The following is a 15,437-nucleotide window of genomic DNA, read 5'->3' as shown; positions in this document are numbered from 1 at the left end:
CCAAATGTTTCAGGGGACGATGACGCCGCGTCCGGTGAACCGCCGGTTCTTGAAATCGTCGAGCGCGGTGTTGATGCTTGCGAGGTTATACTCGGTGTAGTGCATCTTCACCTTGCCGTCGGCGTTGAGCTCCATCAGTTCGACAAGCTCGGTGAAATTGCCGACCAGGCTGCCGCCGATATTGATCTCCTCGATAACGAGATGCGCGGTCGGCACGTTGATGTTGCCGCCATAGCCGACGACGAACAATTGCCCACCCTTGCGCACCATCTTCCAGCAGATGTTCTCGACACCGAGTTCACCGACGAAGTCGATCACCACATGGGCGCCGCCACCGGTGATCTGGGCGACTTCCTCGACGACATTCGGCCCACCATCGAGGATGAAATCGGCGCCAAGGTCCTTTGCCAGTACCCGCGCCGCCGGCTCGCGATCGACGGCGATGATGCGACAGCCCGAAATCGCGTGCAGCGATTGCAGCGCGATGTGGCCAAGCCCGCCTATGCCGAGCAGCACGCAATAGCTGCCTGGGCGGAGCAGTTTGGCGGCCCGCTTGGCGGCGCGGTAGGCGGTGATGCCGGCGTCCGCCAGCGGCGCCACTTCGATCGGCGTGATGTTGGCATTGAGCTTGATCAGCGATCGCTCGCTGGTGATGAAGTATTCGGCGAAGCCGCCATTCATGCCGAGGCCGGGGAACTGGCCGTTGTCGCAATACATGTCCTCGCCATGGCGGCAGTTGAGGCAGATGCCGCATGAGCGGAAGGGATGGCAGATCACGGCGTCGCCGCGCTTGACCGAGCGGACGCCGCTGCCGACCTCCTCGACCCAGCCGGCATTTTCATGGCCCATGATGTAAGGCAGCAGCGTGCCTTCGGGATCCATGGTCGGCTTCCACACACCCTCGATGATGTGCAGGTCGGTGCGGCAGAGGCCGGCGGCACCCACCCGCACGATCACCTCGTCGGGAGCAGTGATCGTCGGTGCCTTGACCTCCTCGATCTTGAGCAGGACGTTCATCTTGGGATCGTATTCGTACAGTCTGGCAGCTTTCATCTTCGTATCCTTTCAACGTCGAAATCGTTCCGTTGGAATTTGTCGCTTCAGGCGCGGCCGAGCTTTTCCGAGCCGCCGCCACGCGCCGGTCCGGCCGTCGGATCCTCATCCTCGGCGAGATCGCCAATCAGCGTTTCGGTGGTCAGGATCAGCGTTGCCACGGAAGCTGCGTTGGCGAGGGCGGTGTAGGTGACGCGGACCGGATCGATGATGCCTGCCTCGAACATGTTCTGGTACGCGCCGGTCGATGCGTTGTAGCCATAGCCGCCATTGATGCGGGTGACCTCGACTACCACGGCGTCAGGATCGGCACCGGCATTGGCGGCGATGCGCCACAGCGGCCGCGACAAAACCGACCGCACCAGGCGCACGCCCTCGGCGACATCGCCGTCGACGCCGGCCGCCATCTTGTCGAGCAGCGGCGCGATCTGGGCGAGCGCCGAGCCGCCGCCGGCGACCACGCCCTCTTCGGATGCGGCCCGAACCGCATTCAAGGAATCCTCGATCAGCTGGATGGTCCGCTTCTGCTCGACCGGCGTGACGCCGCCGGCATAAAGGATCGCCGTTCCGCCGGAGAGCTTGGCCAGGCGTTCGCGCAGCTTGTCCTGGTCGATGTTCGGCGGCGCGGCTTCATACTGCCGCTGCACCTGGGCACGGCGCGAGGCGATTGCCGCATGGTCGCCGCCGCCACGAATGATCGAGGTGTAGGACGAACTGGTCTTCACCCGGTCGGCCGTGCCGAGATCCTCGGCGGTGATATCCTCCAGCCGGCCACCGAGATCGCGCGCGATCACCTTGCCGCCGGTGATGATGGCCAGATCCTCCATCATCGCCTTGCGCCAGTGGCCATATTCCGGCGGATGGACGACGAGATATCGTCCTGGCCCCTGCTTGCCGAGCAGCGTCACCACCACTTCCGGCGACATTTCCTCGGACACAATCAGCAGCGGGCGGCCGGCCTCGTCGGCAATGCGGCGAACCGCATCGAGTTGCCCGGGCTCCTTGATCTTGAGGTCGGTCATCAAGATGTAGGGCCGCTCGAGCACGGCCTCCATCTTCTCCTGATCGGTCACCATGTGATGGGAGAGATAGCCACGTTCGAAGGACATGCCCTCGACGACGTCGAGCGTGGTCTCGGTGGTGACGCTGAAGTCGGTGGTGATGACGCCTTCGGCGCCTACCCGCTGATGGGCTTCCGCCACCAGCGCGCCAAGCTTGCTGTTGGTCGCCGCGATGTTGGCGACCGAAGCCAAGATGCCGTTGCCCTTGGCCGGCTTGGCCGACGCCTTGAGCGCGGCCACCACCGCCGCCACCGCAAGGTCGATGCCCTTGCAGAGATCGACGGATTTGGCGCCGCGCTCATTCGCCTCGACGCCACCCTGGATGAGCGCGTTGGCGAGCACGATCGCCGTCGTGGTGCCATCGCCGGCGACCTCGTTGGTCTGCATCGACACTTCGCGCACGACTTGCGCGCCCATATTTTCGAAACGGTCGTGCAACTCGATCTCGGAGGCGATGCTGACACCGTCGCGGGTCACCATCGGCGTGCCGATCGGTCGGTCGATCATGGCGTTCATGCCTTTGGGGCCGAGCGTCGGCTCGACGGCCGCAGCCAGCCGGAAGACACCGCGGGCAAGAGCACGGCGGGCTTCGGAGTTGTGAAGCATTATCTTGGGCATGATTCCTCCTTCCGCCTTACGGGCGGGTTGTTGGTTAGGGGCCTCGTGCAAGGGAGGCCGTTGTGTCAGTTCTGCTTCAGGCAGTCGGCGCCGTTCCGGCCGGCACGCGATCCAGAATGAAATCGACCAGCGTCGGTTCGCCGTCGATCACATCCAGTTCCTTGTATCTGGTCTGCTTGAGCCCCCGGCACAGCGCGCCGTTGAACTCCATGTTGATGCGCACACCGCGCAGTTCGGCGAGGTGGGCACTGAGTGCGGCCGGTGGGATTTTCTGCCCTTCCCAGGTCACGAACACAGGATCGTCGGCCCGGCGGTCGGGAAAACGCTCAAGCAGAGCCGCCCGGTACCTCGGCTGCTGTTGGGCCGCCTCACCCGGTTCGAACCGCGCGACGTCGTAGGCCGGCAGGTCCATGCCGAGGATTTCGCGATCGGTCAGGCCGTGCTGCCGCAGGCCGCGCAGGACCGCCTCCTGGCGCCGCTTGAATGCCTTCATCCTGAAGGTCTCACGCAAGGCGCCAAGATCCTGATCCTCGGCAAGCACAGCGAAGATGTCGCCGAAGGCCTTGCCCTCTGCCATGCCGCGATTGACCTCTTCCGCGAACATGTGGTCGTGCAGCTTGACGCGATAGGCCGGCTTCCAGGAGAGCTGGTCGAGCGCCTTGCGGACGCCGTCCAGCATCAGGAACGCGAAGTTGGGCGAACACCAGTAGGTCGGCAGGCGGAAGTCGATCTCTACGCTGCCATCGCCCGTCACCGCGGCCCGCTCGACGAAGCCCATCTCGGTGACAGGTTCGTCGAGTTCCGGGTCGTTGACCTCACCAAGGCGCCGCCAGAGTTCCTTCTCGCGGCCGCCGGAAACGCTGGCGGTTGCCATGGCTCCTACTCCGCCGCGATGCTGAAGGGCGAGCTGGCAAGCGCCTTCTTCTTGGCTTCCACGTCGATGTTGTAGAGACGCGCCGCATTGAGGCCGAGGATCTTCTCCTTGATCTCGTCGGTCAGCTGCACACCACGTTCTGCGGCGATGTCCTCTGGGATCTGGTAGGCCCAGAATTTCTCGACTAGCCAGCGCGGCGTCCAGATCGCGTAGTCGGAACCAAACAGGATTTTCTCCGGCCCGATCCAGAACAGCAGTTCGGCGATGACCTCGCCGAAATAGCGCGGACGGGAATGGATGAAGGGCAGCGCCACCGCTAGCCCGCCATAGACGTTGGTTTCCTGCGTCGCGATCCAGCAGAAATCGTCGAGGCGCGGCAGGCCGCAATGCTCGACAATCCAGTTGAGGTTCTGGAAATCCGTCGCCGCGTGGTCGACGTCATGCACGTCGAAGGCGTCCTTGCTGAGTGGGATGATCGTCGGACCCTTGTGCACGTGGATGTTCTTGATGCCGAGCTTGTCGCAGAGTTCGAAGCACTTGTAGGCATCGGGATCGGTGAGCTTCCAGCCCTTGGAAGCGCCGTTCCATTCGGCCGTGTACATCTTCACGCCCTTGACGTTGTAGGTCTCCTTGAGGAAGTGGATGTACTCAAGTGCCTTCTCGCCGTCGCGCGGATCGAAGGCGCCGTTGACTATGAAACGCTCGGGATAGCGCTTGGCCACCTCGGCGTTGCGCTCGATCGTGTTGAAGCCGTTCTTGTAGAAGTCCTTGAGATAGGTCGATTGCACGATCGCCACATCGTCGGGACCGTCAATGAACAGGTCGCGATAGAGATCGTCGGCGCTGTATTTCTCGAACTTGCTCTTCTCCCACAGCTGGTCCTTCGGGCTCAAGCCAGTGTGATAGGCATAGAAGCACTCGATGAACTGCTTGCCGTGGATGTTCTTTTGGTTTTCCGGGCTGCCGTCCCAGAAATGGGTGTGGCCGTCGACCACGAAAATGTCCTTGCCTTCCGGTGTTCTGTACATTTTTTCCTCCACGCGAATGCGTTGCTTTGAATGGCTGCGGATCAGATTGTGATTGCGACCTTGAGGACGCCGTCGCGCTGGTTTGCGAACAGCTCATAAGCGTCCTCGATCTGGTCGAGTTTGAAGCGGTGCGTGACCAGGCCGCCGAGATCGACCCGGCCTGCCGAGATCACTCCCAGCATTCTGCGCATCCGCTCCTTGCCTCCGGGGCAAAGGGACGTTCGGATGGATTTGTCGCCCAGGCCCGCGGCAAATGCATCGAGCGGAATCTTGAGATCGGAGGAGTAGACGCCGAGACTGGACAGCACGCCGCCCGGACGCAAAACACGCAGAGCGGCCTCGAACGTTGCCTGAGTGCCCAATGCCTCGATCGCGACGTCGACACCGCGCCCGTCCGTCAACCTCATGATGGCGTCGACGGGATTCTCCTTCTTGAAGTCGACGACGATGTCAGCGCCCATCCGGCGGGCCATCTCCAGGCGAGCCGGCACAGTGTCGACGGCTATGATCGTCGTTGCGCCCATGAGCTTTGCGCCGGCGGTGGCGCAGAGACCGATCGGTCCTTGGGCAAATACCGCAACGGTGTCGCCAATCCGGATGCCCCCGGTTTCGGCGCCGGCGAAGCCGGTCGACATGATATCCGGGCACATCAGCACCTGCTCGTCGGTGACGCCGTCGTCAACCGGCGCAAGATTGGCCATTGCGTCCGGCACGCGGACATATTCGGCCTGGCAGCCGTCAATGGTATTGCCGAACTTCCAGCCGCCGATCGCCTGCCAGCCGTGCTTGGTGCCGGCGCCATCCTGAGAACCACATCCGCACAGGCAGGCATGGCTCCAGCCGGAAGGGGTGATCGCGCCAGCGATGACACGCTGGCCCTCCTTGAAGCCGCTGACGCTTGATCCGAGCTTCTCGATGATGCCAACCGGCTCGTGACCAATTGTCAGGCCTTTGACGACCGGATATTCGCCCTTGAGGATATGGACGTCGGTCCCGCAAATGGTCGTGGTGGTTACGCGAATAAGCGCATCTTGAGGCCCGATATCGGGAATTGGCTTGTCCTCAAGGACAATGCGGCCTTTCTCGACAAACACAGCAGCTTTCATTTTCGAAGACATTCGTATTTCCTCTACAGTCCGGCAGTTTTCAGTCGACTTGCGTGGAGTGCCGGAAAATACCTGCCTTTCCGGCACTCATTTCGCTGGCTATTCGATGTATTCGAACATCTCGTCCATGTTGCCGAACAGGATCACGGTGTTGTCGTCGACGCGAACCATGCGGCCGTAGTGGGTGGAGCTGTTGACCTCGAAGGTTTCCGCCGTCATCTCGCGGCCGAGATATTCGCTGATCTCGTCCATCTTGAAGATCAGCTTGCCGGTGCCGTCGATGCGGATCATCGCCGGTTGGTAGGTGACGGATACGTTCGGTTTCAAGCCCATGAATTCAGCGATGGCCCTGGCTTCGACCGAGTCGTTCATGGTGACGCCGCACTGGTGCGAAATCGTCTGCTCGAAGGTGATGTCCTTCATCGCCTTGAAGATGTTGGAATGCGTTGCGTCGCGTGCTGCTAGTGACATGACGATTTCTCCTGTTTCAGCGCTTGAGGCCAAGTTCGCCGAGTATCTGCCCAATCCGTTCCTCGGATTTGGCACGGACATCCGCGAATGCGACCGGCTTGGAATGCGGCATCGACCAGATCGGCTGCAGGCCGATGGCTGCCTTGTCGGCGAGCGCGCCATGTTTCTTGACCCAGCCCTGGAAGAGCTTCTTGTTGGCCGCGCCATGCTTCTCGTCATTGGCGAGCAGGTGCATGAGGTCGATCGTGTTGGCGAGGTTGCGCTCGTAGTCGGCCTCCGCTGCCGAAATCACCGCCGGCGTGATGAAATCATGGTTGGCGGCGGCGATCTGCATCAGGAAGCCGGAGCGAAACACTTCGCCGACCAGCGGCTCGAAGATGATGTTGATGGCGAAATACTGCTCGAGATAGTCGGTCGCGCCCATGATGGTCTCGACCGCCTCGCGCGTGCCTTGCCAGTTCTTGTCCTCGAGCCACGCCTTCTTGCCAAGCTCGTCGTCCCAGCCGGGGAGGTCCATCCCGATCTCGGCGAGGTAAAGCGTGATGTCCTGGGCAAGCCGCAGCTTGTAGGACGAGTTGGTCAGCGTCGCGTTGTTGATCATCTGTGTGTAGCCGTAACGCTGCGCCTGCATCAGCGACGTGCCGAGCCCGAATTCGGCGTGTTTCCAGGCGCCGAGCTGTGTCTGCAGGATCTTGACCCAGGCCTTGTCGAAGGTCTTCGGGGTGCCTGACTTGCGCGCATTGTTGATGACGCTCTGCACCATGGTCTCGATCTTCGACTGGCGCTGGTAGTGCGTGCGCTCCCACTCCTGGTCGGGAGCGCGGAAGGCGTGCCAGTTGGAACTCTGCGCGGCGGTGTTCTGCTTGACATAGGCGCCCTTGCCGTCGGCAAACGAGATGATCCAGTCCTGGATCAGGTAGCGTTCCGGGTCGGGCTGAACGTCGACCGTCATGTCCTCGTAGTGGGTGGCTCGCTGGCCTTTCGGGTCGAAATACCGGTATTTCCGGCTGTCGGAGTCGGCGAAGATCGCCGCGCCGGCGGCTCCGGATCCGACTGAACTCGAGGTTGCAGGCATAGTCTCTCTCCCTTGTTGCAGTTGTGGTTGGCTTGGCGCGGCCGCCCTCAATGGGCCGGCGTTGCACCCGCCGATGTGGTGAATTTGTCGAAGAATATCCGCTCGGTTTCGAAGCCGTTCATGAACAGCACCGGCTGCAGCGCATCGATCATCGGCGGCGGGCCACAGGCATGGACATCGCCCTGCCCGTCGACCGCCAGTTGCTTGAGCACGGCGTCGACACTCTGGTGCACGAAGCCACGTTCGCCCTGCCATTCGGCGTCGTCATTCGCGTGCGACAGCACGGGAATGAAGGTGACGTCGGAATGTTTGCCGACCAGCTCGGCGATCCTGTCGAGATAGAACAGGTCATTGCGGGTGCGGGCGCCGTAGAAGAAATAGACCGGACGCTTCTCGCCGCTCTTCAAATGGTCATTGAGGATCGACCAGATCGGCGACATGCCCGAGCCGGCGCCGACCAGGATCAGGGGTCCTTGCCGTTCGTCGCGGCGGAAACAGGTTCCGTAGGGTCCGACGACGGTGACTTCGGCTCCGGCTTCGATGCCTCCGGAATCGAGTTCTCCGGAAAACTTTCCCTCAGGGTATTTTTTGATGATGAAGGAGAGTTTTTCGGTTTGGTCCGGCGTATTTGCCATGGAGAACGAGCGCGTAATCGTCTCCCCTTTTTGCGTGGTAACCGTGATGTCGACATATTGCCCCGCCCAGAACTTCATTGGGGAGCCGAGCTCGATCTCGATGCCGCGAATGTCGTGGGTCAGCTGCTCGATGCGAGCAATCCGGCCCTTGTACGTCTTCACGGCGATCGCTTTCGCCAAAATCTCCTCGTCGTAGTTGAGAAGCTCGACTTCCAGGTCGGAGAAGGCGATGCAGCGGCACAACAGGACGTGCCCGCTCTCCTTCTCCATGTCGTTCAGCGCGAAGGTCGAGTATTTCAGCATGTCGACTTCGCCTTCGAGCAACACGCTTTTGCAGGCCGAACATTGCCCTTCCTTGCAGCCGTGCGGCAGCGCAATGCCCTGGCGGAAGGCGGCGTTGAGCACCGTTTCGCCATGCTCGACGTCGAATTCGACGCCAACCGGGCTGAGCCTGACCGTGTGGGTTTCCGACATACGGACCTCCAGTGAAAGGAAGGGGCGGGACCAACCCGCCCCCCTTTGGCCTGATCAGTTGCAGGGGGTGATGGTGAAGCCCTTGGCGTATTCCGCCAGGTGCTTCTCGCGGTCCGCGGGCGACATGGCACGCAGCGCGTTGAGCGGCGATCCGAGCTTGTTGCCGCGCACATCGTCGAGCGTCCACATCTCCTTGTCGTCGAAGCGCAGATGCGGCTGCGGAACCAGCGTCTTGCCGTCGGAACGGACGAAGTTCAGGTCCTTGATCGCATCGGCCAGATCCCAGCCGTCATAGAGCGTCTCCCACTCGCGCTTGCCGCTGAAGCGGCCCATCGCCGGCGTCGGACGGCCCTGATACTCGTCGGCGAAGGCGACCGTTGCGGTCCACTTGTCGAGCTCATGGGCGAAGGTGTGCAGCTGGCCGTCGATCTCGCCGACCACCATGTCCTCGCGGATCAGGCAAGGGACGAGGCAGGACCAGCAGCGGTGCGGGTAGACGTAGCCGACGTCGCTGTTGAACAGCAGCACCTTCTCGCCCTTGTGGCTGAGCTTGGCGTACCATTTCCAGAAGTCGCCGAACTCGGCGTACCAGCCTGGATACTTATGCTCGAACCACTCGAAGTCCTTGTCGGTCTGGGCTTCGATGCGCCAGAAATTGACCGGCCAGCCGACCGCGAAGAACTGTCCTACCTTGTGAACATAGTTCTTCTTGGTGATGCGTTCCCAGGCCGCCTGGACGTCGTCGTGATGGACCTTGATGCCGTATTTCTCGAGCGGCAGCATGTAGGTGCGATAATAGTCCTCATAGATCCAGCGGTGCCACATTTCCGCGTAGGATTCCTTGTTCTTGTCGCGGTTGGTGGTGCCGTATTCGATGAAGGTGCCGATTGCCGCATCGACGATGGCATGGTTCTGCCAGAAGGCGTAACGCAGGTCGCGCTCCAGCAAGAGATGGTTTTCCGGCTCCTTGAGTGCTGCCATCAGCAGCGAGTGGCCATTGCCGATATGCCGGCTCTCGTCGGACTGCACCGACAGGAAGACGGTCGGCAGCGCGTAGTCGCCGTTGCGGGCGGCTTCCGAAGGCATGGCGACGAACAGCGTGTTGGTGAAGGCGGTCTCGGCGACCACGGTCAGGTACATGCAAGCGGCGGTCATGGTGTCGCCGGTGATGAAGCCCTCCGCGAATTGCCGGCCGATGGTGGTGGCATAGCATTTTCCGAAGGCCTCTTCGGTGATGTCGAAGCCGGCCGGATCGATGTAGTTCTCCATGTACCATTTCTTCAGATTCATCTGGATGGTCGAGTGGCGGAACTCGTCGATCATCTGCATGGTGAAACCGGTCCGGAGTTCCTCGCCAGGTGCGATGCGGGCGACCATCGCCATCGAGCGGGCAGCCGAAATTTCCGGGAAGGGAATGATGGCCAGGAAGAGCTTCATCCACTCGACCCAGCGCGGCTCGACATTGCGGAACATGTCGCCGCGCAAGGCGGCATCGAGCGCGCCATAGACGCGGTTGTCCTTCTCTTCCTGCATCGGGAAGTAGGACCGCAGGACCTGCTTCATCGGGTCGCGCGGCGTCTTGTTGATCTTGTAGTCGGTCGGAAACGTCATTGCTTCCTGCACGTAGGACGGATTCCAGCCGAGATCGGCAATCTTCTTGGTCGCCTCGCCGACGGAGATTCCGCGTTGCGAGGTAATCTTGTTGAGCGTCAGAGACGTCATGGTCATAAGCCTCCACCAGGTTTGAGCCGCAGGTCCCTTGACCCCGGCATGAAGCGGCAAGCACCGCCAGTGAGAGTGCGAGCGGCATGACAAAGCGTTGCGCGTCGAGGCGCGACCCGAGGTCCGGCCGTTCAAGTGGATCGGGGCAAAGGTTTCGAGGCGTCTGACAGGGAGCCGCAGCGCCAACCGCATCTGCGATGGGCGTGTCGAAGCGGTTCTGCTTCCTCCGTTCCTTCGTTCTTTTGGCACCGCGTCAAGCGCGATGGGCTTCTTGTGAGAATGAACAGTGCAAGCGTCGTGCCAGTTTCGAAACAGTCCCATGGCTGGCGCTCAAAGCAAAATTGCCGCTCTTTCGGCGCGCACCCGGCAGCCAACTGTAACGTTCTTTTACAGTTGTAACTTACGCCTGTAATATTTACCGTATATTCGCACGCGCAGCATATTTAGTTAGCAATTGCAGAAAATCCCAACACTCATATTTTCTGTTTAACTCTTCGTCTATCTCTACTATTTGACGGTCATGGCCCACGCACAGGCCTAGCGCTGGAGAAAGACCATGCCGAACGATAGAGACCGAAGGGAACCGCCCGAGCCAATATCCAGCCATGCCGATGGCGTCAGCGGCGATCTCGTGAAGCTGATGCCGCGCGACCTGGTCTTCGTCATGCGCTTCATGGGCGAGAGCCAACACCGCCTGCAGAACCATTTCCAGGACTTCATCAGGGCCGAGCTTGCCGGCGGCGGCGTCACCACAAAGACGCATCCGATGATCCATCTGTTCATCGAAAGCCATGCGATCCTGCTGCGCGACTTCGTGTTTTCCGGGGTTTCGCTGACGCGCCAGTTCCGCATCGAAGAGATCGAGCGCCTGACCGGTGACACGACATCGATGATCCGCGTCGACATCTGGGACCAGCTCAAGAGCCACATCGAAACGGCCGAAAAACAGTTCCAGTCGCAGGCCGGCACATTGCCCAAATTGCTGTCGGCTTTCGAGAAACCGCAGGGGCCTTTGGGGAGCGAAAAATGACCGGAGGATCCCACACAGCCCGGCGTGACGCGCTGCTTGCTCGCCGGCTCCGTCTCGTCGCCAGCGTCTCGGCGCTTACCGCGGAAGCGCTGCGGCTCAACCAGAAACGCGCCGGCATCGAAATGGACGTGCTGCGCCTGGAACTCGAAATCGGCAGAAGCGGCGCCACCGAGCAACTGGTGCGGGACTTGCATGAGGCAGGGCAGAACGCGGCGGTGATCGCGCAGGCGTGCTCGGCTTGCGAGGATCGCATCATAGCTGCGGAGGGCGATGTCGAGGACGTCGACCGTAAGCTTGCCGCAGCGTCGAACGAGGACTGATGGGAGAGAAACATGAACCAGCAGAGGATGCAGAACCTGACCTTGTTCGACCTTCTGGCCCGCAGCTGGCAGCGGCCGTCGGCGATCGCCGATCTGCGCTTCAGCGCCGACGGTTCGGCTGTCGCTTTCACCGCAGTCGACGGAACCGTCGCCATCGCCGCGGTCGCGGATCACGAGCCGCCGGAAGCGCGGATCAGGGTGAGCAACGATCTCGGCCAGACGACGATCCGCCCCAGGGAAAAGCCGCCAGTGCCATTGATTGCCACGGCGGCATTCGGTGACGGCGATGTCCCGCTCGCCACCTATGCGCATTCCGGCTTTCTCGTCGGCGCGGCCAGCGGCGAAGTACTGCACATGAGCGCCGGCGGTGACGTCGCAGCCGCACTGCTCAAGATCGACGGACGAGTCGTCGCCATCGACCACAGCGCCAAGGTGGACATGACGGCTGTCAGCAACGGGCATGATGTCTTCCTGTCGCACGGCCAAGGCAATGCCACGCGGCTGGAACGCGGTGTGACATCGTCGACAGATGCCCTTGCCTTGTCGCCGGGCGGGCGGCGACTTGCCTGCGGCCTTGGCGAAGGGCTGTCGATTTGGGCGGTCGAAGGCGACGCAGCCTTGATACGTGACATCCCCCTTTCCGCGCGCCCGGTGTCGATCCGCTGGAGCAGAGACGGGACTTGGCTGGCCTGCGGGCTCGAAACCGGCGGCTTTGCTCTGGTTAGTCTGGCTGATGGAAGAGCAGACGTCGTCGCAGGGTTTCCATCGCCGGTCCGCACCGTGTGCTGGAGCCAGCCGGCGCATGCGCTGTTTGCGTCCGGCGCGTTCAGGATCGCCGGCTGGTCGATGACCGGCCCGCCTGTTGGCGGCGAGACCTCGGGTGCGCTGGAGACAGGTCGCGCCGGGCTGGTTCTTGTCGAGGCGGTGGCGGCGCACCCGCAGAAGAAACTGATTGCGGCGGGCTACGCCAACGGCCGTATCACCATCGCCCAGATCGGCGCGCGCGACGAACTCCTCATCAGGCCTTTGGGCAGCGCCGTCACCGCGCTTGCCTGGGCCGGCGACGGCAGACACCTCGCGGTGGGTTCCGTCGATGGCACCGCCGCGATCGTCACCTTTCCCGCGCAGATGTTCAAATAGCGGACGCAGCCCACATGAAACAGGAGGATCACATGGAGACCGAACCCACCCCCGAGGACGAGAGCAAGGACGAATTTTTCGAACGGCTGGCCAAGCTGTCGGAAGAAATGGTGGCCAAGCATGGCAAGGATTTCAGCATGGGCGCGCTGGTGCTTGCCGCCCGCTGGATCGCGGAAAACCGCGTCGGCCAGTTGAAGACCAACTAGGGTTCGCATCCATACGGATTGAACTCACGCAGGCGCGGCAAACCGTTTGGATACGCCATTCGCCTGCCCTTCTCGGTGATGCCGGCTGGCGCGCCAGATGAGGTCGGGCTCCTGCGCGGGCTTGCCCGAAGTCGTCTCAATGATCTTTCTTCGGAGGTGTCGGCCGCCGGCCGGCGCTCCTGAACATGCAAATCTGGTCCTTCTTTCGCTAACGACCCCCACTCACGGTCCGCCTCTTATGATTTCTACCTCGATTTGCCAGGGTGCAAGTTGTGATGGATCAGGAACCTGATCAGGTCCTCTGTTGAGTTCCACGCCGCATATTATGCGACTGTACAGCACCAGCCCGCCACTTGCGGAGCTCGGGACACCGCCCGCAGTGAAAGAACTATTCAGGCATCTTCTCTTGCACCATGCGCACCAGATCACTGAGCGCCGAGCGGATTTGCGGCCAGGGGAATTCGGAGGATCCCTCCCAGGCTTCGCCCTCGCGCAATACGGCATCGAGCTTGCCCGCCACACCGGCGAGCGTCGTGGCGGGGGTGGTTGAGAACGCTTCAAGCAGATCCTCCGCCCGGTCGCCAGCCTCGCGCTCGTCCCTGAGCGCTGCGGTGTAGCCGCCCTCCTCGGCAGCCGCGTCCCAGCGGGCCTGATGTGCCGCCAAATCAGCTTCGGCCTTCTCGCGGAGAGCCGCCATGTCGGGCCCTTTGCCGAGTACATCATTGACCGCCCCGATCGAGTGGACGGTCACGTCTTCTCCCTCCGGCAGGCGGACGGTCACACATGGAAAGCCGATGCTCTCAACAAGCCTCGTCTCCAGGTGTTGCTGCATACGGCAGAGCTGCCCGGTCAATTTGTGGACTCTCTCCCATTCGTGCCAGAGCGCCAGCGCTGGGTCGGCGAGAGGCATACTCGTGGCTGCGGGCGATCCGCCAGAAGCGCTTTTCTCAAGCCCCAAAGCAGTGGACGTGATCATCCCTCCCGCAAGCACTTCCCTGCGAGTGACGAACGGCGGAGTCGTGGTATTGTCGGAATCACCCATGATCCGAGCTCCTCAGAAGCTTGGGTTGTGGTCAGGCTGGGCACGGTGCGCCAACACCGCGCCTAGCCGCACCTCGGACCATCGGCCCAAGGGTATCGCTGATACCTTTGGATCATATAGGAATGATCTAAAGGGATCAACAGGCTTGGTGACAGCAGGACAGATGCGGGCAGCCCGCGCGTTGATTGGTATCGCCCAGGCGGAGCTTGCTCGCCGTGCGGGGGTATCTGTTCCGACAATTAAGCGCTGCGAAAGCGATGGTAAGAACGGTTCGATTGTATCCGCCGAAACCCAAGCAAAGATTCGTACCGTTCTTGAAGCCGAAGGCGTGGAGTTTACCAATGGCGATCGCCCGGGCGTCAGATTGCGGCCCTAGCCGGTTGCTGATCGGTTGAGCGCAAGATTCAGGATCGTTTTCAGCCACGGCCGACGACCGGCATACACAGCCGGCAGTCGCTGCCAGATCAGTGGCAGTCAGCATGACCTCGGGGCAATGTCTCTATGAACGAAAAAACGTCCCGCCAACTGAGGATGAGTTTCTGTTCGCCGTGCGCGGCTCGCCGGCCAACGGCACGCTGACGATCTCGGCCCCGCGGCACCGTGACCTACCCGCGGGTGTTTAATGCGCGCTACCCTCACATCCCAATCCCCATGCTGCGTCTTCTGCCGAAGCTCCAGTCAATGCCGCCGCTGTTTTGCACGAGTCCAGTGATGTTCTTGCCGATGCGCTTGTCCAGCATCGGCTGCCATGGCACCAGTTGAAACCCGAGACCATCGTCCAGCATGGCGAAGCGCCCGCTGGCCAGACGGACCGAGCCAAGGAGCGTGCCGCCGACATGGTTGCCGGGCTGGACGGGCACGAAGGTGAGGCCGCGTGCAGCGGCCATTTCTTTGCCGATGCGCGTGACCTCCTGGCGCTCCAGCGTGGCAACAAGGTCGCGCGCGAAGGTGATGGTCCGGCTCGTCGCGTCGCGTTCGGCATGGCCCATCCTGACAAGCTGGGCAGCCCGTCTGTCGAGAGCGTTATCCACGTCGAGACCAAAGCCTGACCGGACCAGCGGCACCGGGCTTTTGGCCGCCAGCTCCCGGTCCAGCCAGGTGGCGCCGTCGCTGCCGATCTGCGCGTCGAGATCGAGCGTCGAAAGCACGCGGACGGAGAAGTCTTTTGCGCGGTTCTGGCCATCGTAGGCAATGCCGCGCTCGGACAGGTCTTTTGGTACGCGCCAGTGGTCTTCGTCGATGCGCTCGACATGGCCGGCCCGGCGCAGCGCTTCGAGACGGCGGACATGGAAACGGACAAAGGCGTCCGGGTCCTTGCCCTGCTCCAAAAATGCCTCGCGGATCGCCTCCAGGTGTCTGCTCGGCCGATAGACGCCGTCCTCGCCGGCTACGCTGCCGATGTTGCGGTCAGCCGAACGCGGCTCTTCCTTCGGCAGGATGGGATCGAGCGCCACGATATGGCCGCGCTGAACGTCATTTAGCTTTGCCGCATCGGCGGTCTCGACATAGTGCGTGCGCCCGTCCACGCCATCGACGACGAGCGACAGCCGGTCGATCATCTCGTCGCCGGCGAGCCCCTTGG

General features: G+C 62.0%; 16 protein-coding genes. 5 read left to right on the top strand and 11 right to left on the bottom strand.

Features of this window, described 5'->3' with window-relative positions:
• Nucleotides 1-9: 9 nt before the first annotated feature.
• The 9 genes from NKI47_RS30960 to NKI47_RS30920 all read right to left on the bottom strand — a co-directional run bounded on the left by NKI47_RS30960 (nt 10) and on the right by NKI47_RS30920 (nt 10,123).
• On the bottom strand, nt 10-1,053 hold the full coding sequence (locus NKI47_RS30960) for an NAD(P)-dependent alcohol dehydrogenase (protein WP_352458624.1): 1,044 nt from the start codon (nt 1,051-1,053) through the stop codon (nt 10-12).
• Nucleotides 1,054-1,100: 47 nt separating this feature from the next.
• The gene (locus NKI47_RS30955; RefSeq protein ID WP_023675593.1) at nt 1,101-2,732 is read right to left on the bottom strand and encodes a molecular chaperone GroEL; all 1,632 of its coding nucleotides are present in this window, start codon (nt 2,730-2,732) and stop codon (nt 1,101-1,103) included.
• 76 nt (nt 2,733-2,808) lie between these two features.
• Nucleotides 2,809-3,606, bottom strand: a complete 798-nt coding sequence (locus NKI47_RS30950; RefSeq protein ID WP_023675592.1) for an iron-sulfur cluster assembly protein — start codon at nt 3,604-3,606, stop codon at nt 2,809-2,811.
• 5 nt (nt 3,607-3,611) lie between these two features.
• A complete protein-coding gene (locus tag NKI47_RS30945; RefSeq protein WP_352594887.1) occupies nt 3,612-4,634 on the bottom strand; it encodes an amidohydrolase family protein in 1,023 nt (340 codons plus the stop codon).
• A gap of 41 nt (nt 4,635-4,675) precedes the next feature.
• Complete coding sequence (locus NKI47_RS30940) at nt 4,676-5,752, bottom strand: NAD(P)-dependent alcohol dehydrogenase (RefSeq protein ID WP_023675590.1); 1,077 nt, start codon at nt 5,750-5,752, stop codon at nt 4,676-4,678.
• 87 nt (nt 5,753-5,839) lie between these two features.
• Nucleotides 5,840-6,211, bottom strand: a complete 372-nt coding sequence (locus NKI47_RS30935; RefSeq protein ID WP_023675589.1) for an MmoB/DmpM family protein — start codon at nt 6,209-6,211, stop codon at nt 5,840-5,842.
• 16 nt (nt 6,212-6,227) lie between these two features.
• Entirely contained in the window at nt 6,228-7,286 is a 1,059-nt protein-coding gene (locus tag NKI47_RS30930; RefSeq protein WP_352458621.1) for an aromatic/alkene monooxygenase hydroxylase subunit beta, read from the bottom strand.
• A 47-nt stretch (nt 7,287-7,333) separates the two neighbouring features.
• Nucleotides 7,334-8,395: an NADH:ubiquinone reductase (Na(+)-transporting) subunit F gene (locus NKI47_RS30925; protein ID WP_352594884.1), complete on the bottom strand. Its 1,062-nt coding sequence runs from the start codon at nt 8,393-8,395 to the stop codon at nt 7,334-7,336.
• A 54-nt stretch (nt 8,396-8,449) separates the two neighbouring features.
• Nucleotides 8,450-10,123: an aromatic/alkene/methane monooxygenase hydroxylase/oxygenase subunit alpha gene (locus NKI47_RS30920; protein ID WP_023760297.1), complete on the bottom strand. Its 1,674-nt coding sequence runs from the start codon at nt 10,121-10,123 to the stop codon at nt 8,450-8,452.
• 550 nt (nt 10,124-10,673) lie between these two features.
• Between NKI47_RS30920 and NKI47_RS30915 the strand changes: the two genes are divergently transcribed.
• From NKI47_RS30915 to NKI47_RS30900, 4 genes are read left to right on the top strand one after another with little or no spacing between them, the layout of a single operon-like run.
• Nucleotides 10,674-11,147 carry a hypothetical protein gene (locus NKI47_RS30915; protein WP_023675585.1) on the top strand — a complete coding sequence of 158 codons (474 nt, stop codon included), beginning with the start codon at nt 10,674-10,676 and terminating at the stop codon, nt 11,145-11,147.
• Complete coding sequence (locus tag NKI47_RS30910; protein ID WP_023675584.1) at nt 11,144-11,467, top strand: hypothetical protein; 324 nt, start codon at nt 11,144-11,146, stop codon at nt 11,465-11,467. Before NKI47_RS30915 ends, NKI47_RS30910 begins: the two co-directional genes overlap by 4 nt.
• Nucleotides 11,468-11,479: 12 nt before the next feature.
• Entirely contained in the window at nt 11,480-12,607 is a 1,128-nt protein-coding gene (locus NKI47_RS30905; RefSeq protein WP_352594881.1) for a WD40 repeat domain-containing protein, read from the top strand.
• Between the two features lie 32 nt (nt 12,608-12,639).
• Nucleotides 12,640-12,813, top strand: coding sequence for a hypothetical protein (locus NKI47_RS30900; RefSeq protein WP_023675582.1), 174 nt, complete (start codon nt 12,640-12,642; stop codon nt 12,811-12,813).
• A 388-nt stretch (nt 12,814-13,201) separates the two neighbouring features.
• Here the strand turns inward: NKI47_RS30900 and NKI47_RS30895 are convergent, their stop codons facing one another.
• Nucleotides 13,202-13,855: a hypothetical protein gene (locus NKI47_RS30895; RefSeq protein WP_023675581.1), complete on the bottom strand. Its 654-nt coding sequence runs from the start codon at nt 13,853-13,855 to the stop codon at nt 13,202-13,204.
• Nucleotides 13,856-14,003: 148 nt separating this feature from the next.
• Between NKI47_RS30895 and NKI47_RS30890 the strand changes: the two genes are divergently transcribed.
• Entirely contained in the window at nt 14,004-14,231 is a 228-nt protein-coding gene (locus tag NKI47_RS30890; protein WP_352594930.1) for a helix-turn-helix domain-containing protein, read from the top strand.
• 259 nt (nt 14,232-14,490) lie between these two features.
• Here the strand turns inward: NKI47_RS30890 and NKI47_RS30885 are convergent.
• Nucleotides 14,491-15,437 (bottom strand): DUF3363 domain-containing protein (locus tag NKI47_RS30885; RefSeq protein WP_352594879.1); only part of this gene is annotated, 947 nt, incomplete at its 5' end.

This window comes from Mesorhizobium sp. M0633 (assembly GCF_040320645.1).
Taxonomy (GTDB): domain Bacteria; phylum Pseudomonadota; class Alphaproteobacteria; order Rhizobiales; family Rhizobiaceae; genus Mesorhizobium.
The sequence above is the reverse complement of the archived record's forward strand: the minus strand, read 5'-3'. Positions and strand labels throughout refer to the sequence as shown.